This is a genomic window from Miniimonas arenae (assembly GCF_006351005.1).
Taxonomy (GTDB): Bacteria; Actinomycetota; Actinomycetes; order Actinomycetales; family Beutenbergiaceae; genus Miniimonas; species Miniimonas arenae.
In genome coordinates this window covers 35833-59940 of sequence record NZ_VENP01000017.1, presented here as the reverse complement: position 1 = coordinate 59940, position 24108 = coordinate 35833, and the positions used below count along the sequence as shown (strand labels likewise).

General features: G+C 74.2%; 21 protein-coding genes. 11 read left to right on the top strand and 10 right to left on the bottom strand.

What is annotated here, in order from left to right; translation table 11 throughout:
- Window positions 1–153: 153 nt before the first annotated feature.
- Genes FH969_RS06420 through FH969_RS06410 form a run of 3 tightly spaced genes read right to left on the bottom strand, consistent with a single transcriptional unit; the run spans window position 154 to window position 3426 of the window.
- A complete protein-coding gene (locus FH969_RS06420; RefSeq protein WP_139986530.1) occupies window positions 154–2712 on the bottom strand; it encodes a heavy metal translocating P-type ATPase in 2559 nt (852 codons plus the stop codon).
- Window positions 2709–3086 (bottom strand): heavy-metal-associated domain-containing protein, encoded by a 378-nt coding sequence (locus FH969_RS06415; RefSeq protein WP_246071739.1) that lies wholly within the window; start codon window positions 3084–3086, stop codon window positions 2709–2711. Before FH969_RS06415 ends, FH969_RS06420 begins: the two co-directional genes overlap by 4 nt.
- 58 nt (window positions 3087–3144) lie before the next feature.
- Window positions 3145–3426, bottom strand: coding sequence for a metal-sensitive transcriptional regulator (locus FH969_RS06410; protein ID WP_108718810.1), 282 nt, complete (start codon window positions 3424–3426; stop codon window positions 3145–3147).
- A 190-nt stretch (window positions 3427–3616) separates the two neighbouring features.
- Here FH969_RS06410 and FH969_RS06405 point away from each other — a divergent pair, with 190 nt between their 5' ends.
- The 4 genes from FH969_RS06405 to FH969_RS06395 are packed head-to-tail and all read left to right on the top strand — an operon-like array spanning window position 3617 to window position 8033.
- Complete coding sequence (locus FH969_RS06405) at window positions 3617–4759, top strand: DUF2330 domain-containing protein (protein ID WP_139986529.1); 1143 nt, start codon at window positions 3617–3619, stop codon at window positions 4757–4759.
- Window positions 4760–4769: 10 nt separating this feature from the next.
- Complete coding sequence (locus FH969_RS06400) at window positions 4770–5840, top strand: class I SAM-dependent methyltransferase (RefSeq protein WP_139986528.1); 1071 nt, start codon at window positions 4770–4772, stop codon at window positions 5838–5840.
- Window positions 5841–5862: 22 nt separating this feature from the next.
- Window positions 5863–6921, top strand: a complete 1059-nt coding sequence (locus tag FH969_RS15185) for a hypothetical protein (RefSeq protein WP_180359700.1) — start codon at window positions 5863–5865, stop codon at window positions 6919–6921.
- Window positions 6922–6962: 41 nt separating this feature from the next.
- Window positions 6963–8033 (top strand): DUF2330 domain-containing protein, encoded by a 1071-nt coding sequence (locus FH969_RS06395; RefSeq protein WP_180359699.1) that lies wholly within the window; start codon window positions 6963–6965, stop codon window positions 8031–8033.
- A 48-nt stretch (window positions 8034–8081) separates the two neighbouring features.
- Here FH969_RS06395 and purB read toward each other — a convergent pair whose 3' ends face one another.
- The gene (gene purB / locus FH969_RS06390; protein WP_139986526.1) at window positions 8082–9542 is read right to left on the bottom strand and encodes an adenylosuccinate lyase; all 1461 of its coding nucleotides are present in this window, start codon (window positions 9540–9542) and stop codon (window positions 8082–8084) included.
- Window positions 9543–9847: 305 nt separating this feature from the next.
- Here purB and FH969_RS06385 point away from each other — a divergent pair, with 305 nt between their 5' ends.
- Together FH969_RS06385 and FH969_RS06380 are read left to right on the top strand one after the other, a co-directional pair.
- Entirely contained in the window at window positions 9848–10249 is a 402-nt protein-coding gene (locus FH969_RS06385) for a hypothetical protein (protein WP_139986525.1), read from the top strand.
- The gene (locus FH969_RS06380) at window positions 10246–11706 is read left to right on the top strand and encodes an alpha/beta hydrolase family protein (protein ID WP_139986524.1); all 1461 of its coding nucleotides are present in this window, start codon (window positions 10246–10248) and stop codon (window positions 11704–11706) included. The genes FH969_RS06385 and FH969_RS06380 overlap by 4 nt, the downstream gene beginning before the upstream one ends.
- A gap of 184 nt (window positions 11707–11890) precedes the next feature.
- On the opposite strand, the gene FH969_RS06370 is transcribed toward FH969_RS06380, so the two are convergent.
- Complete coding sequence (locus FH969_RS06370; RefSeq protein WP_108718816.1) at window positions 11891–12286, bottom strand: phage holin family protein; 396 nt, start codon at window positions 12284–12286, stop codon at window positions 11891–11893.
- A gap of 80 nt (window positions 12287–12366) precedes the next feature.
- Between FH969_RS06370 and hisC the strand changes: the two genes are divergently transcribed.
- From hisC to FH969_RS06345, 5 genes are all read left to right on the top strand, one after another.
- On the top strand, window positions 12367–13455 hold the full coding sequence (hisC, locus tag FH969_RS06365; protein ID WP_139986523.1) for a histidinol-phosphate transaminase: 1089 nt from the start codon (window positions 12367–12369) through the stop codon (window positions 13453–13455).
- Between the two features lie 618 nt (window positions 13456–14073).
- The gene (gene pdhA, locus FH969_RS06360) at window positions 14074–15393 is read left to right on the top strand and encodes a pyruvate dehydrogenase (acetyl-transferring) E1 component subunit alpha (protein ID WP_425462450.1); all 1320 of its coding nucleotides are present in this window, start codon (window positions 14074–14076) and stop codon (window positions 15391–15393) included.
- A 21-nt stretch (window positions 15394–15414) separates the two neighbouring features.
- Complete coding sequence (locus FH969_RS06355; protein WP_139986522.1) at window positions 15415–16461, top strand: alpha-ketoacid dehydrogenase subunit beta; 1047 nt, start codon at window positions 15415–15417, stop codon at window positions 16459–16461.
- Window positions 16462–16547: 86 nt separating this feature from the next.
- A complete protein-coding gene (locus tag FH969_RS06350; RefSeq protein ID WP_139986521.1) occupies window positions 16548–18104 on the top strand; it encodes a dihydrolipoamide acetyltransferase family protein in 1557 nt (518 codons plus the stop codon).
- Between the two features lie 289 nt (window positions 18105–18393).
- Entirely contained in the window at window positions 18394–19407 is a 1014-nt protein-coding gene (locus tag FH969_RS06345; RefSeq protein ID WP_342776996.1) for a type IV toxin-antitoxin system AbiEi family antitoxin domain-containing protein, read from the top strand.
- Between the two features lie 280 nt (window positions 19408–19687).
- On the opposite strand, the gene FH969_RS06340 is transcribed toward FH969_RS06345, so the two are convergent.
- Genes FH969_RS06340 through FH969_RS06320 form a run of 5 tightly spaced genes read right to left on the bottom strand, consistent with a single transcriptional unit; the run spans window position 19688 to window position 24098 of the window.
- On the bottom strand, window positions 19688–20617 hold the full coding sequence (locus tag FH969_RS06340) for a hypothetical protein (RefSeq protein WP_139986519.1): 930 nt from the start codon (window positions 20615–20617) through the stop codon (window positions 19688–19690).
- Window positions 20614–21618: a vWA domain-containing protein gene (locus tag FH969_RS06335; RefSeq protein ID WP_139986518.1), complete on the bottom strand. Its 1005-nt coding sequence runs from the start codon at window positions 21616–21618 to the stop codon at window positions 20614–20616. The genes FH969_RS06340 and FH969_RS06335 overlap by 4 nt, the downstream gene beginning before the upstream one ends.
- Entirely contained in the window at window positions 21615–22658 is a 1044-nt protein-coding gene (locus FH969_RS06330) for a vWA domain-containing protein (RefSeq protein ID WP_108718823.1), read from the bottom strand. The genes FH969_RS06335 and FH969_RS06330 overlap by 4 nt, the downstream gene beginning before the upstream one ends.
- Complete coding sequence (locus tag FH969_RS06325) at window positions 22652–23179, bottom strand: DUF4381 family protein (protein WP_139986517.1); 528 nt, start codon at window positions 23177–23179, stop codon at window positions 22652–22654. Before FH969_RS06325 ends, FH969_RS06330 begins: the two co-directional genes overlap by 7 nt.
- The gene (locus FH969_RS06320) at window positions 23166–24098 is read right to left on the bottom strand and encodes a DUF58 domain-containing protein (protein WP_139986516.1); all 933 of its coding nucleotides are present in this window, start codon (window positions 24096–24098) and stop codon (window positions 23166–23168) included. Before FH969_RS06320 ends, FH969_RS06325 begins: the two co-directional genes overlap by 14 nt.
- Window positions 24099–24108 lie beyond the last annotated feature (10 nt).

The window sequence follows — 24108 nt, the reverse complement described above, 5'->3', positions numbered from 1 at the left end:
CGGGCCGGACGCGACCTGCTCGTGAGCGTCACCGCCGGCCAGCCGCTTCCGGGGTCGACGATCCCCGTGCTGCTGGGCTGGACGGCCACGTTCGCCGTGCTCGCGGTGCTCGCGATCCGGCGCGACGAGGGCCGCCGGTTCCGCTGACCGGCGTCAGGGGGCGCGGCGCAGCCGCAGCGAGTTGCCCACCACGATCACCGAGCTGGCGGCCATCGCCGCACCCGCGATCATCGGGTTGAGCAGTCCGAGCGCCGCGAGCGGGATCGCCGCGACGTTGTACGCGAACGCCCAGAAGAGGTTCTGCTGGATGATCCGCAACGTCGCGCGGGACAGGGCGATCGCCGTCGGCGCGGCGCGCAGGTCGCCGCGCACGAGCGTGAGGTCGCTGGCCTCGATCGCGACGTCCGTCCCGGTGCCCATCGCGAGCCCGAGGTCGGCCTGCGCCAGGGCGGCGGCGTCGTTGACGCCGTCGCCCACCATCGCCACCACGCGCCCCTGCGCCTGCAGTCGCTGCACCTGCTCGACCTTGCCCTCGGGCAGCACGCCCGAGATGACCTCGTCGATGCCGACCTCCGCCGCGACCGCACGCGCGGCCGCCTCCTGGTCGCCCGTGAGCAGCACCGGCGTGATGCCGAGCGCCCGGAGCTCCTCGACCGCCTCGCGCGACGTCGGCTTGAGCGCATCGGCCAGCGCGAGCACGCCGCGCACGATCGGCGCGCCGGCGCTCGCGTCGGAGGCGGCGTCCGCCCACGCGACCACCACCGTGGTCGCGCCCGTGGCCTCGAGGCGCGCGACGGCGTCGCGCACCGCGTCGGCACGGGACGCGTCGGCCACAGCGTCCGTACCCGACCCGCCGCCCTGGCCGGCGACCCACGAGGGCCGCCCGACCACCACGGGCCGCACGACGCCGTCCAGCGTGACGCTCGCGCGCACGCCGAACCCGGCCTCGTTGCGGAAGTCGGTGACCTCGGGCAGCGCGCGCGAAGCGGACCCCGACTGCGTCGCGGCCGAGCGCGCGGCCGCCGTGATCGCACGCGCGATCGGGTGCTCGGACGAGGCCTCGACCGCGCCGGCGACGGCGAGCACGACCTCCGACTCGGCGCCCTCCGTGGGCACGACCTCGGTCAGGCTCATCCGGCCCTGCGTGAGCGTCCCCGTCTTGTCCAGCACGGCGACGTCGACCCGGCGGGTCGCCTCGAGGATCTCCGGACCCTTGATGAGGACGCCGAGCTGGGCGCCCCGACCCGTCCCGACCAGCAGCGCCGTGGGCGTCGCCAGGCCGAGCGCGCACGGGCACGCGATGATGAGGACGGCCACGGCGGCCGTGAACGCCGCCTGCACCTCGTCCGTGTCCAGGCCGCCGGACGCGGCCCCGACGGCAAGCCACACCCCGAGCGTGACCAGCGCGATCGCGATCACCACCGGCACGAAGACGGCCGAGATGCGGTCCGCGAGCCGCTGCACCGGCGCCTTGCCGGTCTGCGCACGGGTGACGAGCCGGCCGATCCGCGCCAGGGCGGTGTCCTTGCCCACGCGCGTCGCGCGCACCAGCAGCGCGCCCGCGGTGTTCACGGTCGCGCCGGTCACGGCGTCGCCCGGCCCGACGTCCACCGGCACCGGCTCACCCGTGAGCAGCGAGGCGTCGACGGCGGACGTGCCCTCGACCACCTCGCCGTCGGTCGCGACCTTCTCGCCCGGCCGGACGAGGAACAGGTCGCCGACGGCGAGCGACGCCGCGGGCACGGAGCGCTCCGTCCGCGCGCCGTCGGGTCCGACGACGACGAGCGTCGCGTCCTTCGCGCCGAGCTCGAGCAGCGACCGCAGCGCGTCGCCCGAGGCGCGGCGCGCGCGGAACTCCGCGTACCGCCCCGCGAGCAGGAACGTCGTCACGACGGCGGCGACCTCGAAGTACAGCTCCGGGCCCGCGCCGTGCGCGTCGCTGAACCGCGGGATCAGCGTCGGCGTCATGCGCATGCCGATCTCGCCGGCGCCGCCGAGCAGCAGGGCCCAGAGCGACCAGAGCGTCGCCGCCACGACGCCGAGCGAGACCAGCGTGTCCATCGTCGAGGACCCGTGGCGCGCCGCGCGGAACGCGGCGGTGTGGAACGGCCAGGCGCCCCACGTCACGACCGGCAGGGCGAGCGCCGCGACGAGCCACTGCCAGCCGGCGAACTGGAGGGCGGGCACCATCGAGAGCGCGACGACCGGCACCGCGAGGATCGCCGAGGCGATCAGCCGGGGCCGCAGGACGTGGCCGCGGTCGGGCGTCGGGGCCGAGGTGTCGGCGTCGCCCGTGTGGCCGGCGTGGTCGCCGTGGCCCGAGAGCGCGTGCTCCACGTCGGCGCTCGCGGCCCGCTCGCCGTCGGCCGTGTGCGCGTGCGCGTGGTCGTGCCCGGCGTGCGGGTGGTCGTGCGCACCATCGACGAGGTCGGTGCGCTCGGTGACGCGCGCGGTGTAGCCCGCGGACTCGACGGCGCGCAGGAGGGCGGCGTCGTCGGTCGGTGCGGTGAGCACCACGTGCGCCGTCTCGAGCGCGAGGTTCACCTCGGCGCTCACGCCGGGCAGGCGGCCCAGCTTGCGCTCGACGCGTGCGACGCAGCTCGCGCACGTCATGCCCTCGACGGCGAGCTCGACCTCGGCGACCGGCGCCGGCTCGGCGGCGGTCGCGGAGCTGGTCCCGAGGGACGAGTGCGGGTCGGCGTGGGTCGTCATACCGTGCTCCCGTCAGCCCCTTCGCCGCGCTCGACCGCCTCGCGCGTGGTGAGCTCGACGCGCTGCGGTCCCTGGCCGCCGTCGGCGGTGCCGTAGACCTCCTCGCGCGCGTCGGCGAGCTGCGCGAACTCCTCCTCGGGGGTGCGCACGTCCACGCCGGTCACGTCGTAGCCGGCCTCGTCGACCGCGCTGCGCAGGGCGTCCTCCGGCAGCGGCTCGGAGGACAGCAGGGTGACGCGGGACGTGCCCCCGTTGTGCAGCTCGACGCTGACGCGGGTGACGCCGTCGACCGTCTCGAGCTCCTTGGTCACGGCGCTCACGCAGTGGCCGCAGGTCATGCCGGTGACGTCGAGGGTGGTGAGGGTGGTGGACACGATGTGCTCCTGTTCGTGGGGATGGTTCTGTGCGGGTGTGCCGGTGGGGGTGGTCGCGTCAGCTCCGGACGAGCCGCGCGATGGCGTCGGCCGCCTCGCGGACCTTCGCCTCGCCGTCGGCGGTGGAGTGGCGCGCCGCCTCGACGACGCAGTGACCGAGGTGGTCCTCGACGAGGCCGAGGCTCACCGCCTGGAGCGCCTTCGTCACCGCGGCGACCTGCGTGAGCACGTCGATGCAGTACACGTCCTCCTCGATCATCCGGGCGATCCCGCGCACCTGGCCCTCGATGCGACGCATGCGGCGGGTGTACTCGTCCTTGGTGCCGCTGTAACCGGGCATCGGACCTCCTTCGCTCCCGTTCACCGTATACCCCCCAGGGGTATTGTTCAAGGGCGCCGGCGGGCGCGAACGGCCGGCCGCCGGCGCCCGATCCGCGTCCTCGGGCGGCAGCCGTCACGATTTGGTGAAGATCCTGAGGCCGCCTCGGCTGCGGTTCGGGCCCACCTGTGACGTCCAATAGCGTGTCCGCATGACAGCCCGCCGCGCCGCTGCAGCCCGTGTCTCTCGCGCGCGGCGCCCGAACGGGATCGCGCGTGCGGCGGCCGTCGCCGGCGCCGTCGCCGTCCTCGGCGGCTCGCTCGCCGGCCCCGCCGCGGCAGCGGGCGGCGTCACCACCACCGCCGGCGAGCTCGGCGTGATCCGCCAGGAGGCCGCGATGGCCCTCGTCGACGGCAACGAGCACCTGGTCATCGATCTCAACGTCACGGGCGAGCTGGACGCCGGCACCGGCGGGATGCTGCTGGTCGCGACCCCCTCCCAGCCGACCGTGACGCCGCTGGCCGACGACTCCCTGCTGGACGCGTTCCGGTCCGCCACGGCGCCGGTGGAGATCGTCGAGGAGCGGTGGTGGCCGGACCTGGAGAGCTTCTCCGGAGCCGCCGACGAGGTCGACCCGGGCGATCAGCCGGTGCTCCCGCTCGTCGCCGACGAGACGGGCGGGGTGTACGGCCTGGGCCCCGCGGGCGGCAACGACGTGGCCGGGTGGTTCACCGCTCGGGGCTACGCCGTCTCGCAGGGGATGCTCAACGCCATCAACGCGTACGCGGCCGGCGGCTGGCACTTCACCGCGATCGGGTTCACGGCGAGCCCGACCGGAGCGGGCGACCTCGCGGACGGCACCGCGGCGGACGACCGCACGGTCGAGGCGCGTCTGCCCGCCGTCGAGCTCGTCTTCCCCACGGGGGAGCTGGTCTACCCGATGCTGCTGTCCGCCGACAGCAGCGACGCGCTCGAGCTGCGCACCTACGTCCTCGGCGCCGAGCGGCTCGACCGCACCGACCCGATGCGTGGCCTGTCCAAGGTCTCCTTCGCGGGCGCCGTGAGCACCTCCGTCGAGCCGGGGCTCGCGCCGTGGCTCGACCCGCTCGGCGGCAGCGGCTACATCACGGCCGTGGACCAGACCTTCACCAGCCCCTCCCGGATCTCCTCCGACATCCGGTTCGCCACCTCGGGCTACGGCGACGTCACGCCCGAGCCGGTCACGGTGGCCGAGCGCAAGATCCTCCTCGGCATGCCGGCCGGTCCCGTGCTCGTGTTCGGCGGCATGGTCGTGCTCGCGATCGTCGGGATCGTCGTGTCCCGCGTCCTGCAGGCACGCGACGACGAGCGGTAGTCCCGAGGACGTGACCGAGGTCGTGCTCACGGTGCTCGCGGGTGTGGCCCCGGCCGCGCAGCGCGAGCTCGAGCGGCTCGGGTGGGAGCCGCAACCCACCGGGACACCGGTCGCGACGGCCGAGGAGCTGCGCGTGACCCTCCCGCGCTCGGCTCAGACGATGGCTGCGCTCCAGGCTCTGCGCACCGTGGTCGCCGCGTTCCTCGTCGTCACCTCCCCCGCCCCCCGCCCCACCGGCCTGCTCGCCACCGCCGCGGTTCGCGCCTTCGCCGAGGCCCTCGAGGCGATCGCCTGGCAGCGCCCCCGCGTGCGCTTCCACGGCCTGCGCCTCGAGGCCGCGGGCGCGCACACGCCCGAGATGCGGCGCCTGGCGACCGAGCTCGCCGAGCTCGCCGACGTGCCCGTCGACGACGACGACGGCGACCTCGTCGTCCGCGTCCGGCGTGCGCCTGATCGAGGGTGGGAGCTTCTCGTGCGCACGACCCCCCGCCCGCTGGCGACGCGCGCCTGGCGCACCGAGTCCTACCCCGGCGCGCTCAACGCGACCATCGCGGCGGCGGCGGTCGACGAGCTGGGGGTCTCGCCGTCGGACGCGTTCGCCGACCTCATGTGCGGCTCCGGGACCCTGCTCATCGAGCGGATGGCGCGCGGACCCGCGGCTCGGCTGCTCGCCGCCGACGCCTCGGCGCACGCGATCGACACCACGCAGCGGCACCTGCGGGGCGCCCGCGTGCGCGGCCGGGTCGAGACGCGCGTGAGCGACGTCGCCGCGCTCGCTCGAGACGGTGGGACGCCCGACGGCGAGCCCACCCTCGCGGGCGCGTTCACCACGGTCGTCGCGAACCCGCCCTGGGGGGATCTGTGGGGCGAGCACGCGACCAACGCGACGCTGTACGCGGACCTGCTGGACGCCGTCGACCGCCTGGGGACGCGCGAGGTGCGTGCCGGGGTGCTCACGCACGACATCCGGCGCTTCGAGGCGGTGCTGGCCGACGATCCGCGCTGGCGGGTCGTCGCGATGCCGCAGTTCTTCGCCAAGGGCCACCGGCCACGCCTGTTCGTGCTCCGGCGGGCGGACTGACCACAGGGCCTACGCTGCCCCGATGACCAAGGTGTACAAGGCGCCGCTCCTGCCGCGGCTGATCCTTCTCGTGGCGGGAGCGTTCGTCATCGTCCTGATCTGCGTGAACGCGCTGCCGCAGGAGCTGCCGCGCTCGCTCGGCGGGCTGAACCAGCGCCGGCTGATCTCCCTGCTGATCGCACTCGTGCCGGTTGCGCTGGTCGCCTGGTGGACGCTCGTGTGGCAGAACCGCTCGCTCGCGGTGACGCCGACGGCGGTCGAGGTGCGGCGCGGGAGCAAGGTGAGGCAGCAGTTCGACCGCGCCACCACCCGGTTCGGCTCGCATGTGACGCAGCAGCGGTCCTACGGGATGAAGACCGGCGCCGTGCGCAGCCTCGTGGCGATGCCGCAGGGCGCGTCGAGGCCGGTGCAGGTCACCGTTCCCGGGCTGTCGAAGAACGACTTCAACGAGCTGTACGCGAGCCTCGTGCCGCTCGACGTGCCGCATGCGCCCGCTCAGGCGCAGGCGCCGGCCGCCCCGTGGGCCGCGCCGGGTGGCGTGCCGGCGTCGCCGTCGCAGGCGCAGGCGCCGGCTGCACCGTGGGCGGCGCCGGGGGGCGCTCCGGCGTCGCAGCTCCAGTCGCAGCTCCAGTCGCAGTCCCAGTCCCAGTCGCCCGCGGCGGCCCCGTGGGCCGCCCCCGGCGCGACGCCGCAGCAGCAGCCGGGCGGCCAGCCCGCCTTTCCCCACCCCGGCGCGGGACAGCCGGCGGGTGCCACCCCGAGCTCGTTCGCGCCACGTCGTGACTGGGCCGGCGGCTCCGGGCGCAAGGTCCCCGAGCGCATCGACGTCTCCGCGGGTCTACTGGTCGTGGACGGCGAGCAGCTCCCGTTCGCCGCGCTGCGCTCCATCCAGCTCACGCCCCCGGCGTACGACCGCCGCACGCTGACCGTGCGGGCGAGCGACGGCGGCACCCGCAGCTGGTCGCTCGGCCGCAACGGGAGCGACGAGGAGACCCCCTGGTCGACCTACACCGGGCTCATCGACGCGCTCCGGCACGCCGCGGTGGGCTACCCGGGCCTCGTCACGTTCGACCTCGGGTAGCACCCGTCCCTCACCTCCCGGAGGTCGTCGTGTCCCGCCGCGTGCCCCGCCCTCTGTTGCCCCGGACCGCCGCGCTCTCGACCGCGACGCTGGTGCTCGCCGTCGGACTGGTGGTCGCGCCGCCCGCGTCGGCGTGCGGCTGCGGGGGGTTCGTCGCGCAGGACGCGGTGGACGTCCAGCGCGAGCGCGCCGTCGTCTCGCTCGCCGACGGGACCGAGCGCGTGCTGATCGGGCTCGACGCCGTGAGCGAGGCTCCCGACGCCGCGCTCCTCGTGCCCACGCCCGAGCCGGCGACGCTCGCGCTGGGCTCGACGGACGTGTTCGACGCGCTCGAGGAGCTCTCGGCGCCCGTGGTCACGCAGGAGTCGCGCTGGTTCCCGCCGATCCTCGCCGGTTCGGCGGGTGCGGGTGCAGGACCGGACGGTGCCTCGCCGGTCGAGGTGTTCGAGGAGGTCACGCTCGGGCCGCTGCAGGCCGCGAGCATCCGCTCCGACGACCCGGAGGCGCTCACCGACTGGCTGGCGGAGAACGGGTACCAGCTCTCGACCGCGCTCGCCGCGCCGGTCCAGGAGTACGTCGAGGAGGGCTGGGCGTTCGTCGCGGTCCGCCTCGCCCCGGAGCAGGACGCGCTCGACGGCGAGCTCCCGCCCCTGGAGCTCACGTTCCCCTCGGACGAGCTCGTCTACCCGATGCGGATGTCGGCGGCCGCGGCGCAGCCGCAGCGGGTGCGCACGTACGTCGTCGCCGACACGCGGATGGACCGGACGGACGAGGCGGCGCTGTGGTCCGAGGTCGTCTTCGCGGGGCCGCTCGACGCGGCGCGCTACCCGGCGCTCGCGGCCTGGGCCGAGCCGTTCGGCGACCAGGCGTACGTCACGACCGAGGAGCAGTACTTCGGCGATCCCGCGACCGAGATCGTCGAGGACTTCACGTACGCCCCGCCCGACGGCGCGGGGGACCACCGCGAGCACGTCGTGGTCGTGGTGGACCGGATGATCGGACCGTTCTACGCCGGACCGGTGCTCGTCGTGGTCGGACTGCTCGTCCTGGCGGGCGGCATCGTCGCACTCGTGGTGGCCACCGCCCGCCGGGGTGCGCGCCGTCGGGCGTGAGCCGACCGCCCGGAGGCGAGGCTCGCCGTCGGGCGTGACGCGCCGGCGTCAGTCCAGGTGCGCGACGAGGCGCTCGGCGTACCCCGTGTACGAGGCGGGCGTCAGCGCGAGGAGGCGCTGCTCGACGTCGGACGGCAGGCCGAGGTCGGCGATGAAGGCGCGCATACCGGCGCCGTCGACGCGACGTCCGCGCGTGAGCTCCTTGAGGCGCTCGTAGGGGTCGGCCATGCCAGTCGCGCCGGCGATCCCGGCGGCGCGCATCGCGGACTGGACGGCCTCGCCGAGCACCTCCCAGTTGGCGTCGAGGTGGCGCGCCATCGCGGCGGCGTCGACGTCCAGGCCCGCGAGGCCGCGCGTGACGTTGGCGATCGCGAGGAGCGAGTGGCCGAAGGCGACGCCGATCGTGCGCTGGCTGGAGGAGTCGGTGAGGTCGCGCTGCAGGCGCGAGGTGACGAGCGTCGCGGACAGGTTGTCCAGCAGCGCGTTGCTCACCTCGAGGTTCGCCTCGGCGTTCTCGAACCGGATCGGGTTGACCTTGTGCGGCATGGTCGAGGACCCGGTGGAGCCCTGGGCGGACAGCCGCTGCGCGAAGTAGCCGAGCGAGATGTAGGTCCACACGTCCGTGGCCAGGTTGTGCAGGACGCGGTTGAACCGCGCGACGTCGGCGTACAGCTCGGCCTGCCAGTCGTGGCTCTCGATCTGCGTGGTGAGCGGGTTCCACGTCAGTCCGAGCCCCTCGACGAACGTGCGCCCGACCTCCTGCCAGTCCGTGTCGGGCACCGAGATCGCGTGCGCGCCGTAGGTGCCCGTCGCGCCGTTGATCTTGCCGAGCGTCTCGTCGCTCTCGATCCGGGCGAGCTGGCGGCGCAGCCGGTGCGCGAGGACCGCGAGCTCCTTGCCGAGCGTGACCGGCGTCGCCGGCTGGCCGTGCGTGCGGGCGAGCATCGGGGTGGCGGCCTCGGCGCGCGCGAGGTCGGCGACGGCGTCCGCGAGCGCCGTGGCCGCCGGGAGCCACACCTCGTGCACCGCGGAGCGGATCGTGAGGGCGTAGGAGAGGTTGTTGACGTCCTCGCTCGTGCAGAAGATGTGCACGAGCTCGCTCGCCGCGGGTAGCGAGGTGCCGTCGCCGAGGGCGTCGGCGGCGCGGCCCAGGCGGCGCTTGAGGAAGTACTCCACCGCCTTGACGTCGTGCCGGGTCTCGGCCTCGATCGCGGCGAGCTCGGCGATCTGGGCGGGACCGAACGTGGCGACGACGTCGCGCAGGTACGTGACCTCGGCGTCGCTCAGCGTGGGCGCTCCCGGGATCGCGCCGGCGGCGCACAGGTGGATCACCCACTCGACCTCGACGTGCAGCCGCGCCCGGTTGAGCGCGGCCTCGGAGAGGTGGTCCACGAGCGGCGAGACGTCGCCGCGGTAGCGCCCGTCCAGCGGGCCGAGGGCGATGGCGGAGTCGTCGGCGAGGGTCACCCAGGGTCGGGTCGCGTCGGGCATGGCGGCATTCTCCCGCATGCGCCCGACGGCGCGGCGTCGCGTCCGCGGGACGGGCGGCGGTCGGGTCGTGCGTGCGTGGCGAGCGCCCGACGGCGTGTGTCGCGTCCGTGGTGCGGCTGGTGGTGGGGTGGTGGGTGCGACGGCGCCGGACGGCGTGTGTCGCGTCCGCGGTGCGGCTGGTGGTGGGGCGGTGGGTGCGACGGCGGCCGACCGCGTCGTGCACACGGGGCGCGGGCTGTCCCCAGCCCGGCCGGGCGAGGGGGCGCTCGGCGTCGTGCACACGGGGCGCGAGAATCCGCGGTCCGCCGACCTAGCGTCGCGCCATGCCCTCGCTCCTGTTCCCCGCCGACCCGGTCGCTGTCGCGCTCGCCGCCGCCGAGACCGCCGTGACGTTCGCGCGCGCCGCGCTCGCCTGCGCCGAGCCGCGAGCCTGGTCCGACGGTGGCGCCACGAGCTTCCTCGTGGCGCGCGCCGAGGACCTTGCGGCGCTCGACGCCCTCCTCACCCAGGTCGAGTCGGCGCAGTCCGCGGCTGCGGCGCACCACCGCGCGACCGCAGCGTTCGCGCTCGCGCTGGGCTCGCCGTCGGGCACGGCGGCGCTCGGCCCGACGGGCGGCCTCGGCTCCAGCGGGCAGCACCCGCTGCTCGGGCCGCCGTCACCGCCCGCGTGGGCGGCACGGCCCGACCTGTTCCCGGGCCTCGCACCGACGGGAGGGCGGGGATGACCACGGGGCTGTGGGTGAGCACCGACACCGAGGAGATCGAGGGCATCGCGGCCGGGTTCGACGAGGCGCGTCGGCAGCTCGATCTGGCGTTGCTGCGGCTGCGGGCGGCGGCCGCGGCGCTGCGCGATGGGGGCGCCTACCCGCCGCTGGTGACCGGGGCGATCGCGGCGGCCGCGATCGAGGCGGCACGCGCGTCGTGCGAGGACGCGGTCGGCCGGGTCGCCGGGCGCGCGGACGCGCTGCGCCAGGCCACCCGCGGGTACGACGAGGCGGAGTCGAACGTGCTGGGCCGCCTGCTCGCCACGCCGCTCCCCGGGTCGGTGGTGGGTCCGTTCGGCGCGTCTCCGTTCGTGCTGGGTGGCGCGGCGGCAGGCGCGATCACCGGGACGTCGGTGCTGCCGGGCTGGCTCGCCGCTGCCTTCTCCGACAGCAGCAGGATGGGTGCGCTCGGCGGCACGCTCTCACGGGTGTTCGCCACGCCGGGCGCCGCCCAGGCGGAGGACGCCGTGCGAGCCGTGCGCTCGGCGGCGCCCGGGCTTGCGGCCGCCGGACCGCTGGCCGGGGTTCTCGACGGCGCGCTCGGGCTCTTCTCGGTGCTCGACGCGCGGCCGAACGATCCCGTCGCAACGGCGGAGCGAGAGGTCCCGGTCGGCCCGGGCGAGCGCTCCACCGCGCCGGCGGCCGCGGGCGGTGTCGCCGACCTGGCCGACCGGATCGGCATCGCCTACGACGCCTCGGGACCGTCCGACGCGGCGGTCGAGGTGCAGCGCATCGACCACGCCGACGGCAGCGTGAGCTGGACCGTGGCCGTCCCCGGTCTGCAGGGCGGGGTGCACGGCGCGGGACCCGACGGCGTGCCGATGTCGTGGGACTCGACGGTGCCCGCCTTCGTCGGCACGTCCACCGCCGTCGACGCGCTGGTCATCTCGGCCATGGCCTCGGCGGGCATCAGGCCGGGCCAGCCGGTCGTGCTGGCGGGGCACTCGCTCGGCGGCATCGTCGCGACGAACCTCGCGCTCGACCCCGCCGTCCGCGAGCGGTTCTCGGTCGCCGCCGTCGTCACGTACGGCGCGCCGGTCACGCACCTGCGGGCACCCGACGTCCCCACCATGACGATCCAGCACGTCGAGGACGGTGTCCCGGCGCTGAGCGGGGAGGTCGGTGCCCGGCCGGGCGGCCCAGCGCCGGGGGAGGTGATCGTGGTGCGCGAGCTCGGGTCCGACGGCGAGCGCGCGGGTCTGCTCTCGGAGCACCGGATCGAGGACTACGCCGAGACGGCGCGGTTCGCGACGGAGTCCGACCAGCCCGCGACCCTGGCCTGGGAGCGCGACACCGCGGGCCTGTGGGCGCAGGAGGGCGATGTCGTCACCGCGACGACCTATCGCGGTTCACGGGCCGAGCTCGGGGCGCCGCAGAACTCGTGGCTCTCCCCGATCTGGTGGCCGTGGTGGCTGTGACCGGCACCCGAGGTGCGCAGGTGCGGGTGCTGGGGGTGGGCTGGTGCGGGTGAGGTGCGCTTGGGGCGCGCTGGTGTGGCCGGTGTGGCTCGCGTGGCTGGTACGGCTCGCGTGGCTGGTCCGGCTCGCGTGGCTGGTACGGCTCGCGTGGCTGGTACGGCTCGCGTGGCGGGTACGGCCGGCGTCAGCGGTTGTCGCGGCGCGGTCGCGGCAGCACCGCGGTGAGGATCATCGTGGCGATCGAGATGACGATGCCGCCGAGCACGGCCGAGGGCCAGAACCCGTCGACGGTGATGCCCCACGAGAAGCTCTGCGTCAGCCACGAGCAGAGCATGAGCATGAGGGCGTTGACCACGATCCCGAACAGGCCGAGCGTGAGGATGTAGAGGAGGAACGTCAGGACCTGCAGGATCGGCTTGACGATCATCTGCACGATCGCGAGCACGGCTCCGACCACGACGTACACGAGGACCTGCTGCCACCACTCCTCGACCTGCGTCACCGCGATGCCGCGGACCAGGAGGTCGGCGACCCAGACGGCGACCGCGGTGACGCCGACGCGCCAGAGGAACTCCTTCATGCCGGCCATCCTCGCACCCGGCCCCTCCGGGCGGCGAGAGACCCGCCCGGGGCGTGCTCGCCGTCGGGCATCCTTGCTCCATGGCTGCCAAGAAGGTCCGACTGCGCGACCAGGTGATCTCGCTGCCCGCCTACGTCCCCGGCGCGCGCCCGCGCGGGACGATGAACGAGAAGCTGTCGTCGAACGAGAACCCGTACCCGCCGCTGCCGCGGGTGGTGGCCGCCGTGTCCGACGCCGCCGCGGACCTCAACCGCTATCCGGACATGCTCGCGGGCGAGCTCGTCGAGGCGATCGCCACGATGTTCGGGCTCGACGTCGACCAGGTCGTCGTCGGCAACGGGTCGGTGGCCGTCCTGGAGTCGATCCTCGCCGCGCTCTGCGAGCGCGGGGACGAGGTCGTGTACCCGTGGCGGTCGTTCGAGGCGTACCCGATCGCGGTCGCGGTGGCGGGCGCCACCGGCGTGCCGGTGCCGCTGCTGCCCGACGGGCGGCACGACGTCGACGCGATGATCGCCGCCATCACGCCGCGCACGAAGGCCGTGCTGCTGTGCTCGCCGAACAACCCGACCGGACCCGCTCTCACCGACGCCGAGGTGCGCCGGATCCTCGCCGCGCTGCCCCCGGACGTCATGGTGCTGCTCGACGAGGCCTACATCGAGTTCGTCCGGAAGCAGGACGAGGACGAGCCCGTTGCCGACGGCGTCGCGATCCTTCGCGAGGACCCTCGCCTCGTGCTGCTGCGCACCTTCTCCAAGGCCTACGGGCTGGCGGGTCTGCGGGTGGGGTTCGCGCTCGGGCGCTCGCGGCTCGTGTCGGGGTTCCGCGCGACCTCGACCCCGTTCGGCGTGAACGCGCTGGCCCAGGTCGCGGCGCTGGAGTCGCTCCGGGCGCACGACCAGCTCATGGAGCGCGTGGACGCGATCGTCGACGAGCGCGAGCGCGTCGTGGCCGGTCTGCGTGCCCAGGGCTGGGACATCCCCGAGGCGCAGGGCAACTTCGTGTGGTTCCCGGTGGGCGACGAGGCGGGGGTGCTCGCGCGGGCGTTCGCGGAGTCGGGGGTGCTGGTGCGGCCGTTCGCGGGCGACGGCGTCCGCGTCAGCATCGGTGAGCGTGAGGCCAACGACATCGTGCTTGCGGTGGCGGCGGAGTACCGCGACTCCGCGATCTGATCCGTTCCGAAGCCGGCACAGATCGCTGATGCCTGCCCATCGCCGACTGAACCCAGCGATCTGTCTCGGTCCCGGGCGTGAACCCAGCTATCTGTCCTGGTGTGAGGCGTGGATCCAGCGATCTGTGCCGGTCTGGAGCCCGAAGCCGGCACAGATCGCTGGCACCAGCCCACCGTCGGGCCGAACCCAGCGATCTGTCCCGGTGTGAGGCGTAAACCCAGCGATCTGTGCCGTTCTGGAGCCCGAAGCCGGCACAGAACGCTGGCACGAGCCACAGTCGACCCGAACCCGGCGGCGTAAACCCAGCGATCTGTGCCGTTCTGGAGCCCGAAGCCGGCACAGATCGCTGGCACCAGCCCATCGCTGACCGGATCCCGGCGTTCGATGGCGGTGCGTAACCGCAAGTCAGCGTTCGGAGTGCGAGCGTGCCCGACAGGCGTCGCGGCCCGAGCGCTGCGCCCGCGATCGAGCCGACACGCCGGGTGTGCCGTTGACCACGGGTCCTGGTCGTGGTTACGGTGCCGTAGGCTACGATGACGTAGGTTACGGGAGCGTAGGTTCGGCGCCGCACCCTCCCACCCGCCCCCGTGGCGGTAGGCGCGAGAGGAGACCAGTCCGTTGGAGACCGACGTCGAGCAGGTCGACGCAAGCACCGTCGATCCTGTGCCCCCCGCCGACACCACCCCCTTCGGCACCAGCGCCACCCCCTCCGGCACCACCCCCGCCGCCGCCGACGCCACCAGCACCCCCGCCGACCAGTCCGACACCGCCGTGCCGTGGCCGGACCCGTGCGAGGTCGCCGGCACCATCCGGTTCGTCGCACCCGAGGGGAGCCGGGTGCCGGAGGCGATGCTCGCCGTCGTCGATCCCGCCGTCCGCGCCGAGGCCGACCGCCTCACGGGCGAGGACCTGCGGGCGATGTACCGGGACATGGTGCTGGTGCGCGAGTTCGACCGCGAGGCCACGAGCCTGCAGCGGCAGGGTGAGCTCGGGCTGTGGCCCGAGTGCCGGGGCCAGGAGGCCGCCCAGATCGGGTCCGGCAGCGCACTGCGCCCCCGCGACCACGTGTTCCCGTCCTACCGCGAGCACGGCGTCGCGCACGTGCGCGGCGTCGACCTGCGCGAGCTGCTCCCGATCTTCCGCGGCATCGCGCAGGGCGGCTGGGACCCCGTTGCGCACGGTTTCCACCTGTACACGCTCGTCATCGGCTCGCACACGCTGCACGCCACGGGCTACGCGATGGGCATCCAGCGCGACGGCGACGTCGGCACCGGCGACCCCGAGCGCGACCGCGCCGTCGTCGCCTACTTCGGCGACGGTGCCACCGCCCAGGGCGACGTCAACGAGGCGTTCGTCTTCGCCTCGACGGTCTCGGCACCCGTCGTCTTCTTCTGCCAGAACAACCAGTGGGCGATCTCCGCGCCCACCACTGTGCAGACCACCGTCCCGCTCGTGGACCGTGGCGCCGGTTTCGGCATCCGTGCGTTCCGCGTCGACGGGAACGACGTCGTGGCCGTGCGCGCCGTCACCGAGGTCGCGCTCGAGCACGCCCGCTCGGGTGCCGGGCCCGTCCTCGTCGAGGCGGTCACCTACCGGATGGGCGCGCACACCACGTCCGACGACCCCACCCGCTACCGCGAGCGTGCCGAGGAGGAGGCGTGGCGTCGTCGTGACCCGATCGACCGTCTGCGCACCCTGCTGCTCGCCGAGGGACTCGCCACCCAGGAGTTCCTGGACGGCGTGGACGGCGAGGCGCGTGAGCTCGCGGCCGCCGTCCGCACCTACTGCCGGGCGCTCACCAAGCCGCCCGCGACCGTGATGTTCGACCACGCGTACGCCGCCGCCCACCCCCTGGTGGCCGAGGAGCGCGCGTGGTACGAGGAGTACGCGGCGTCCTTCGACGGTCCGGTGGCGAGCTCCTCGCCGTCGGCGCACTGAGCACCCGAGAGCGAGGCAACGATGACGACCACCCTGCCCACGCCGTCGGGCACGACGGCGCGCACCACCCAGCGCCTGCCGCTCGCCAAGGCGATCAACGCCGGCCTGCGGCGCGCCCTGGCGACCAACGACCGCGTCCTGCTGATGGGGGAGGACATCGGTCGGCTCGGGGGTGTGTTCCGCGTCACCGACGGCCTGCAGGCCGAGTTCGGTCCGCTGCGCGTGGTGGACTCCCCGCTCGCGGAGTCCGGCATCGTCGGTACCGCGATCGGCCTGGCGATGGCCGGGTACCGGCCCGTGCTGGAGATCCAGTTCGACGGCTTCGTGTTCCCCGCGTTCGACCAGATCACGACCCAGCTGTCCAAGATGAACGCGCGGACCCTCGGCCGCCTGCCGATGCCCGTGGTCATCCGCATCCCCTACGGCGGCCACATCGGCGCCGTCGAGCACCACAGCGAGTCGCCGGAGGCGCTGTTCGCGCACACCGCGGGCCTGCGCATCGTCAGCCCCGCCACGGCGGCGGACGGCTACACGATGATCCAGCAGGCGATCGCCTCGCCCGACCCCGTGATCTTCCTCGAGCCCAAGGCCCGCTACTGGGACAAGGCCGAGGTCGACCTCTCCGACGACGCCGCCCCCGACCTCGGTCCCGACGGCTGGGCCGACCTGCACCGCGCCCGCACCGTGCGCGCCGGTGAGGACGTCACGATCGTCGCGTACGGCCCGACGGTGCCGGTCGCCGTCGCCGCCGCGCAGGTCGCGGAGCAGGAGGGGCGCAGCGTCGAGGTGATCGACCTGCGCTCTGTCTCGCCGATCGACGTCGACGCGATCGTCGAGTCGGTCGAGCGCACGGGCCGGCTCGTCGTCGTGCACGAGGCGCCGACGTTCTTCGGTCCCAGCGCCGAGATCGCCGCGCGCGTCACCGAGCGGTGCTTCCACCACCTCGAGGCGCCCGTGCTGCGCGTCGGGGCGTTCCACGCGCCGTTCCCGCCCACCGCCGTCGAGTCGGAGTACCTGCCCTCGCTCGACCGGCTGCTCGACGCGGTCGACCGCGCGTTCACGTACTGACGCCCCCGGCCGCCCGACCCGCGCCGTCCCGCTCCGACGCACCCGACGTCCCCCGACTCGACCGACCTGCTCCGAGGAAGAGAACCGTGCCCCAGCTCCAGCGTTTCGCCCTGCCCGACGTCGGTGAGGGCCTCACCGAGGCCGACATCGTCACGTGGCGCGTCGCCGTCGGCGACACCGTCGCGGTCAACGACGTGATCGTCGAGATCGAGACCGCCAAGTCGCTCGTCGAGCTGCCGTGTCCCTGGGACGGCGTCGTGCGCGAGCTCCTCGTCGCCGAGGGCCAGACCGTCGACGTCGGCACGCCGATCCTCGTCGTCGAGACCGAGGACGCGCCCGGCGCGGCGGGCGGGGACGCCGGCGCGGGTGCGGCGGGTGCGTCCGGCGGTACGTCCGACGGAGCGTCCGACGGCGAGCAGGAGACCTCCGGCGGCGTCCTCGTCGGGTACGGCACGGCCCACGCGCCCACGGCGCGGCGTCCGCGTCGGCACGAGGGCGCAGGTTCCGCCGCGTCGCCGGCCTCCGGGGCTGCAGCGTCCGTCGCCGCGCCCCGGCCCGCGCCCGTCACTGCCCGGCCCGCTGTCCCGGTCGCTGCCGCGCAAGCCCCCGCGCCCGCTGCCCCGGCCGCACCGCCGCCCGCCGCACCCCCCGCGCCCGCCGCACCTGCGCCGTCGGCCGGGTTCGCCTCGGCCGGCCACGGCCCCTCCGCCCTGGTGTCGACCCCGACGTCGTCCGGGCTGCACGTGCTGGCCAAGCCGCCCGTGCGCAAGCTCGCGAAGGACCTCGGCATCGACCTGGAGACGGTGACGCCGTCCGGGCCGGGCGGCATCGTGACGCGCGACGACGTGATCTCCCGTGCGCGCCAGGGCGAGGCGCGCACCCTGGCGACCTACCCTGGCGACGACTCGCCGTGGCTCGCCGACGGCGTCGTGTCCGCGGACGGTCGCCAGACCCGGGTGCCCGTGAAGTCGGTGCGTCGGCGCACGGCCGAGGCGATGGTGGCGTCGGCGTTCACCGCGCCGCACGTGACCGTCTTCCACACGGCCGACGTCACGCACACGATGAAGCTGGTCGCCCGGCTGCGCGAGGACCGCGAGTTCGCCGACGTCCGGGTGACGCCGCTGCTCATCGCTGCGAAGGCGCTCATCCTCGCGATCCGTCGGCACCCGGAGATCTCGGCCTCGTGGGACGAGGAGCGCCAGGAGATCGTCTACAAGCACTACATCAACCTCGGCATCGCGGCGGCGACGCCCCGCGGGCTCGTGGTGCCCAACGTGAAGAACGCGCACGCGATCACGCTGCGCGAGCTCGCGGACGCCCTCGCCGTGCTCACCCGCACGGCGCGCGAGGGTCGCACGCAGCCGGGCGAGATGTCCGACGGCACGGTGACGATCACCAACGTCGGCGTGTTCGGCATCGACACCGGGACGCCGATCCTCAACCCCGGGGAGTCCGCGATCCTCGCGTTCGGCGCGATCACGCAGCAGCCGTGGGTGCACCACGGCAAGGTCAAGCCGCGCTGGGTCACCCAGCTCGCGCTGTCCTTCGACCACCGCCTCGTCGACGGCGAGCTCGGCGCGCGGGTGCTCTCCGACGTCGCCCGGGTGCTCGAGGACCCCAGCCGCGGCCTCGTCTGGGGCTGACGCGCCGTCAGCGGTCCGCGGTCCGCGGTCCGCGGTCCGGAACGTAGCTGCGGACCGGTGGTGCGCATCTGCGGACGTCTGCTCGCTCGGCGTTGGGCCGAAGGCCAGCATGTGGCGCTGACCTGCACGGACGCGGAGCCGCTGGGGCCGAGGGTCTCGTCTGACCCCCCAGTCGTCCGCGGTTGCGTACCGGGTGTCCGCGGCTGTGCACCGGCTGTCCGCGGCTGCGCACTGAGGACCCGGCGACGCCACCCGTCCACAAGCGGGCCAAACACGGTCAAACGATGTCATGATGACACTCATGACTGATCTACGTCGTGAACTCCGTAGACGCGGTGGCGCGGCACAGGTGAGGGATCTGTCGGTGTCGCGGCGGGAGCTCGATCGCGCATTGGCTACCGGGGAGATCGTGCGGATCGGGCGAGGTGCGTACGCACTGCCGGACGTCGACCACGACGTCCGGACGGCCGTCGCGGCGGGCGGGGTTCTCGGGTGTGTGTCGGCGCTGCGCCGTTGGCAGGTCGACGTGCCGGGCGATGAGTCCGTCGTCCACGTCTCCGTTCCGCGAGGCCGTGGGACCCGCGCGGGAGCAGCTCGCGCGGCGAAGGTCCGGCAGCACTACGAGGACGCCGATCGGCATCCCGTGCTCCCCGTCACCACCTTCGCCGCGGCGGCGGCTCGGGCCGCGCTCTGCCTGCCGTACGACTCTGCGGTCGCGACTCTCGACCGTGCTCTGCACCAGCGGCCCGACGCCGTGCGCGACGAGGTGTTCGCGATGGTGCGGCGGACGAGTCCGAGCAGGGCGAGAGCTTTCGCCGTCGACGTCGACCCCAGCAGCAGGTCGGCCGTCGAGACGCAGGTCCGTCTCGACCTGCGCCGGGTGGGGCTGGCTGTCGCCCCCAACGTGTCGGTGCCGGGAGTCGGCGAGGTCGATCTGCTGGTCGACGGTGTGCTTGACGTCGAGATCGACGGGTACGAGTTCCACCACCTCCGACCGCAGTTCGCCGCTGATCGGCGCCGCGACCGAGCGGCACTGCGCCTGGGCGTCCCGACGGTCCGGTTCGCGTACGAGGACGCGGGACCCGGGGTCGCCGACGAGGTGCTCGGCGTGCTGCGGGCGCTGGCGGGCAAGCCGGCGCCGGCCGACCCGCGAACGCCCACCGAGGTGCTCGAGCGGATTGCGGACCTCCGATCGCGATGCTCCGTGCCCGAGATGCGTGCTGAAGGGTGGCGGCACCTGACGGGGGCCGACCTGCAGACGGCGAAGCGCCGGGTCGAGGCCCTGAGGTCTCTGGTGCGGTAGACCGGCGCGACTCGTGGCCGGCTCGATCGAGGCCGAGCGCGCAACTACGGACCAGATGTACGCAACCGCGGAAGACTGGCGGCTCGACAGCAGAGCGACTGCCGGTGAGCGCCGCTGACCTGCGACGATGCGAGTGGCTGCGGCGCTGCCCGGAGCCCCACGGCTGGGTCGTCCGCAGGTGCGACGCAGCATCCGCAGTTGCGCGCTGAGGGCGGGCGAAGGGACGCGCGCCCGCTCGGCAGGCGCCCGCGGCGCAGCCCTGCGACTACCAGCCCTGCGACTACCAGCCCTGCCCGCCGCCGGACCCGCCGCCGGACTCCTGCTGCTCGCGGTCGCGATCCTCCTGCGCCCCGCGGTTGCGCTCCTCGAGCTCGCGCTGCTGGTCGCTCACCGAGGGGGACTCCGAGGGGTTCTGCCCGCCGTCGGACGGGTCGCCCGAGGGGTTCTCGGACGGCGAGGCCGAGGCGTCCGCGGACGGGTCCTGCGACGGCGACGCGGAGGGGTCGGCGGACGGGTCCTGGGAGGGGTTCTGCGACGGGTCCTCGCCACCCTCGCCCTGCTGCTGGTCCTGCTGGTCCTGCTGGTCCTGCTGCTCGTTCTGCTTCTGCTCCTGGCGGTCCTGCGCCTGGTCCGCGCTCTCCTGCTGCTCGTCCGAGCCACCACCGCCGCCGGCGCTCCCGCAGCCCTCGATCGTCGCCTGGGCCTGCGCGTAGTAGTCGACCGCGGTGGCGTGGTCGTCGCCCCGGGCGGCCTCGTCGCCGAGCCCCTCGTAGGCCAGGGACAGGTTCGTCGCGACGAGGCACTCCTCGCCGGTCCGGGGCTCGCCGTCGGCGGCGCGCGGGACGCGCTCCATGGCCTCGCCCAGCTCCTGGGTCGCGCGGAAGAAGGCGCCCTGGGAGTACTCCGCGGTGCCGGCGTTGTAGTACGCCTTCCACGTCTCCACGGCGTTGAGGTGCTGGATCGCGGAGAACTGGCGCACCGCCGTCGGGTAGGCCTGGGTCGCGTAGGACCGGCCGCCGAACGCGGTCACGACCGTGATCGTCAGCAGGTACAGCGCCGCGACGCCCACCACGGCGACCACCGGGGAGGACCACACGAGCAGCCGGCGACGGCGAGCCTTGGCCTCGGCGACGGCGCGCGCCTCCTGAGCCTGCTCGATGGTCTCGAACATGCCCGGCTGCGAGCCGGACGGCGTCAGCGTGGACGTCATCGCGCGACCTCCCGTCGCGTCGGGAACGTGCGGGCGAGGGAGAAGACCTCCCACGCGAGGAGCCCGAGCGCGATCGCGGCGCCGGGCCAGACGATCGGCCGGTAGACGACCTGCTCGCGCCGGCCGTCGCCGGCGATGTCCGCCACGTCGACCGTGGACGTGAACGGCTCGACCGTGTCGGGCGTGATGCGGTGGACGTACTCCACGCCGAGCTGCTCGGCGATGGTCCGCAGCGTCACCTCGTCGATCCGGGAGATCGCGTCGGTGCCGGTCTCCGGATCCTGGATGTAGGGCGCGTCGGCGGCGGCGGTGACGCCGTCGTTCACGCGCATCCGGCCGCCCTCGGGCGTGCCGTAGCCGAGCACGGCGCCGCCGTCGACCAGGGGTGCGAGCCCGGCGTAGGACTCCAGCTGCGCGTTCACCGAGGAGTTCTCGCCGTTGGTGTTCTCCCCGTCGGACAGGAAGTAGACCACCCGCACGTTCGCGGGCCGGCGCTCGGCCGCGCCCGTGAGCGCCTCGGTGAGAGCCGCGAGCGGCCGGTCGGCCTGCGACCCGGTCGAGAACGAGGTGAGCTCGGTGCGCACGGTCTCGGCCCACGACTTCACCGCCCGGGCGTCCGTGGTGAGGGGGAGCTGCTGGGTCGCCTGGGAGTCCCACGCGATGATCGAGTAGCGCGCACCGGGGAACGCGTCGACGATCGCGTTCATGTCGGCGCGCACGCCGTCGAGCCGAGGCTGCGCGCCGTTCCAGTCCTCCGCAGCCATCGAGCCGGTGCGGTCGACGACGAAGAAGATCTCGGCGTTGCTCTGCACCGTGGTGGCCGCCGTCTCGGTGACCGACGGGCCGATGGCGATGAGCGCGATGGCGGCCGCGATGCCTGTGCGCCGCGCCCAGGCGCTGCGCCGGGAGCGCTGGCGCACGAGCTGCCAGACGCAGAACACGAGGAGCGGCACGAGGAGCAGGACGACCGCCCACAGCGGCCACACCGGGTGGAGGCTCATGTCCGCAACCTCCAGACGGCGACGACGAGCAGCGCGAACGCGAGCCCGAGCACGGTCAGCGCGGCCGCGGGCCGGTCGGTCACCACGGTCTCGGGGCTCGCCTCGAGGTCCACCGCCTGCTGGGACTGGATCCGGTCGACGATCGCGTCCACCGCGGCGGGGTCGGACGCCTCGAAGTAGAGGCCGTCGTGAGCGGCGATGACGTCCTCGAACTCCTTCTGCTCCGCGGCCGAGGTGTCGGTGACCTCGCCGGAGTAGATGCCGATGAGACCGATGTTCCGCGCGGTCACGAAGTCGGCCGCCTCGGCCAGCGTGTAGATCGGGGTGCCGATGAGCTGGTTGTCGGACGCGAGCACGATCGAGCGGGACCGCTCGGTCTCGTTCTCGTCGAACAGCAGCCCGCAGCTGGCCAGCCCGTCGCCGATGAGCGACGTGGAGTTCTCGTCGCCGCCCTCGGTCCCCGCGACGAACGCGAGCAGGCGGTCCAGCGCGGCCGGGTCGTAGGACCCGTTGTCGAGCGAGGAGACGTCGAAATCGAGGGCGTCGCGCGCGGCCGTGAGCTGCTCGGTGACGAGCGTGTAGTCGTCGGTGAGCGGGAAGACCGTACGCGAGGTCTGGTTCCAGATCGAGAGGGCGATGCGCTCGCCGTCGAACCCCTCGACGAGCTCGAGGAAGCGGTCGACGATCTCGGCGTCGTACCCCACCATCGAGCCGGACACGTCCAGGCACAGCACGATGTCGCGGGTGGACAGCTCCGCGCTCTGCGTCTGCCGGTCCACCGGCCGGGCGAGCAGCACGCCGGCCGCCACGCCACCCACCAGCGCGAGCGCCGCGGCCGCGGCGAGGCCACCGCGGAACAGCGCGAGCCGGCTGCGGAACGAGGGCAGCTCGGTGAGGTAGGACGCATTCGCGACCCAGCGCACGTCGTCGGGCGTCCGCGAACCGCGGCGCGTGAGGTACCCGACGGCGAACGCCGCCACGAGCACGACGATCGCCCCGACGATGAACCAGGGGTGCAGCAGCACGCTCTCGGTCACCACGCGCGCACCACCTCCCGCGCCTGGTCGACGGCGGAGGCCGCCTGGGCGTCGGACACCGCGGCGAACGCGGGCTCGGAGTAGTCCCCGAGCAGCACCGACAGCGCCGACCCGTGCTCGATCCGGCCGAACTCGGCCACGGTGAGCGAGGACGTGTCGATGCCGGTGCGGGCGGTGGCGAACTGCCGGATCACGTGGTTGAGGTCGAGGTGCAGGGCGCGCAGGTCGGACTCGCCGGACTCGAACCGCTGCTGCGCCTCGTCCAGGAGCGCGAGGTGCTGGGTGCGGATCGCCGCGTACGGGTCGCCGCGCCGGCTGCGGCCGGGCGCGTGCGGGCGGGTGGACCGCAGCACCCACCAGTACCAGCCCGCGATGAGCGCGAGCAGCACGAGGCCGAGCACGCACACCCACCACGAGTACTGCGTGGGCGGCTGGGCCTCGGCGGGCAGCGCGAGCAGGGCGCCGTCGGCGGTGCCGCCGGCCCAGAGCGTGCCGGCCGACCCGCCGGTCTCAGTGACGCGCACGGCGGCTCCTCGCGAGGAGGTCGGCCAGGCGGTCGACGGCGTCGCTCTCGCTCGCCACGGTCACCGTCGGCACGTTGTAGCGGCGCAGCATCGCGGCGACGTCGCTGCGGCGGCGGGCGACGGCGTCGCGCGCCTCGGCGGCCATGTCGCCGCGGGCGCGCAGGAACTCGGGCAGGCCCAGCGGGGTCTCGACGTCCTCGACGGGGTCCGTCCCGAAGTCGGTGGGCAGGGCGTCGGCGACCTGGATCACGAGCAGCTCGTGCCGGGTGCGCAGCCGCTTGATCGTGAGCTCCGCCTCGAGCGGCGGCCGCACCTCGTCCGTCACCACGACGACGAGGCTGCGTCGGGTGAACCACGTGAGCACCCGGTCGAGCACGTGGGTGATGTTCGACGGCGGGGCCTCCAGCGAGAGCATCGTGTCGATGCGGCGCAGCAGCATCTCCATGTGCTCCGTGCCGCCTCGCGCGGGGACCTGCACGATCCGCTCGGCGTCGCCCGCTACGAGCGCGAGCGTGTCGCCACGACCGCGCGCGAGGTACCCGATCACGTCGCAGACGAAACGGGCGATGTCGGCCTTCGTGCCGCCGTCGGGCGCGAGCGCGGCCATGGTGCGGCCGGTGTCGACGGCGAGCACCATCGCGAGGTTCGACTGGCGCTCGAACCGGCGGATGACGGGGTGGCCGGAGGACGCGGACGCCTTCCAGTCGATGTCGCCCACGTCGTCGCCGGGCAGGTAGAGCGCCATCTCGTCGAAGTCCTGGCCGTGGCCCGAGAAGACGGAGCGGTGCCGGCCGTCGAGCATCCCGGACGCGCGGCGGACCAGCGGCAGCTCCAGGCGCGCGCGGACGGCCGCCAGCCGCGAGTGCGCCTGGCTGGCCTGCGGGTCGGGCGCGCCGGACGGCGTGCGCGGTGACGTCATCGATCGCGCC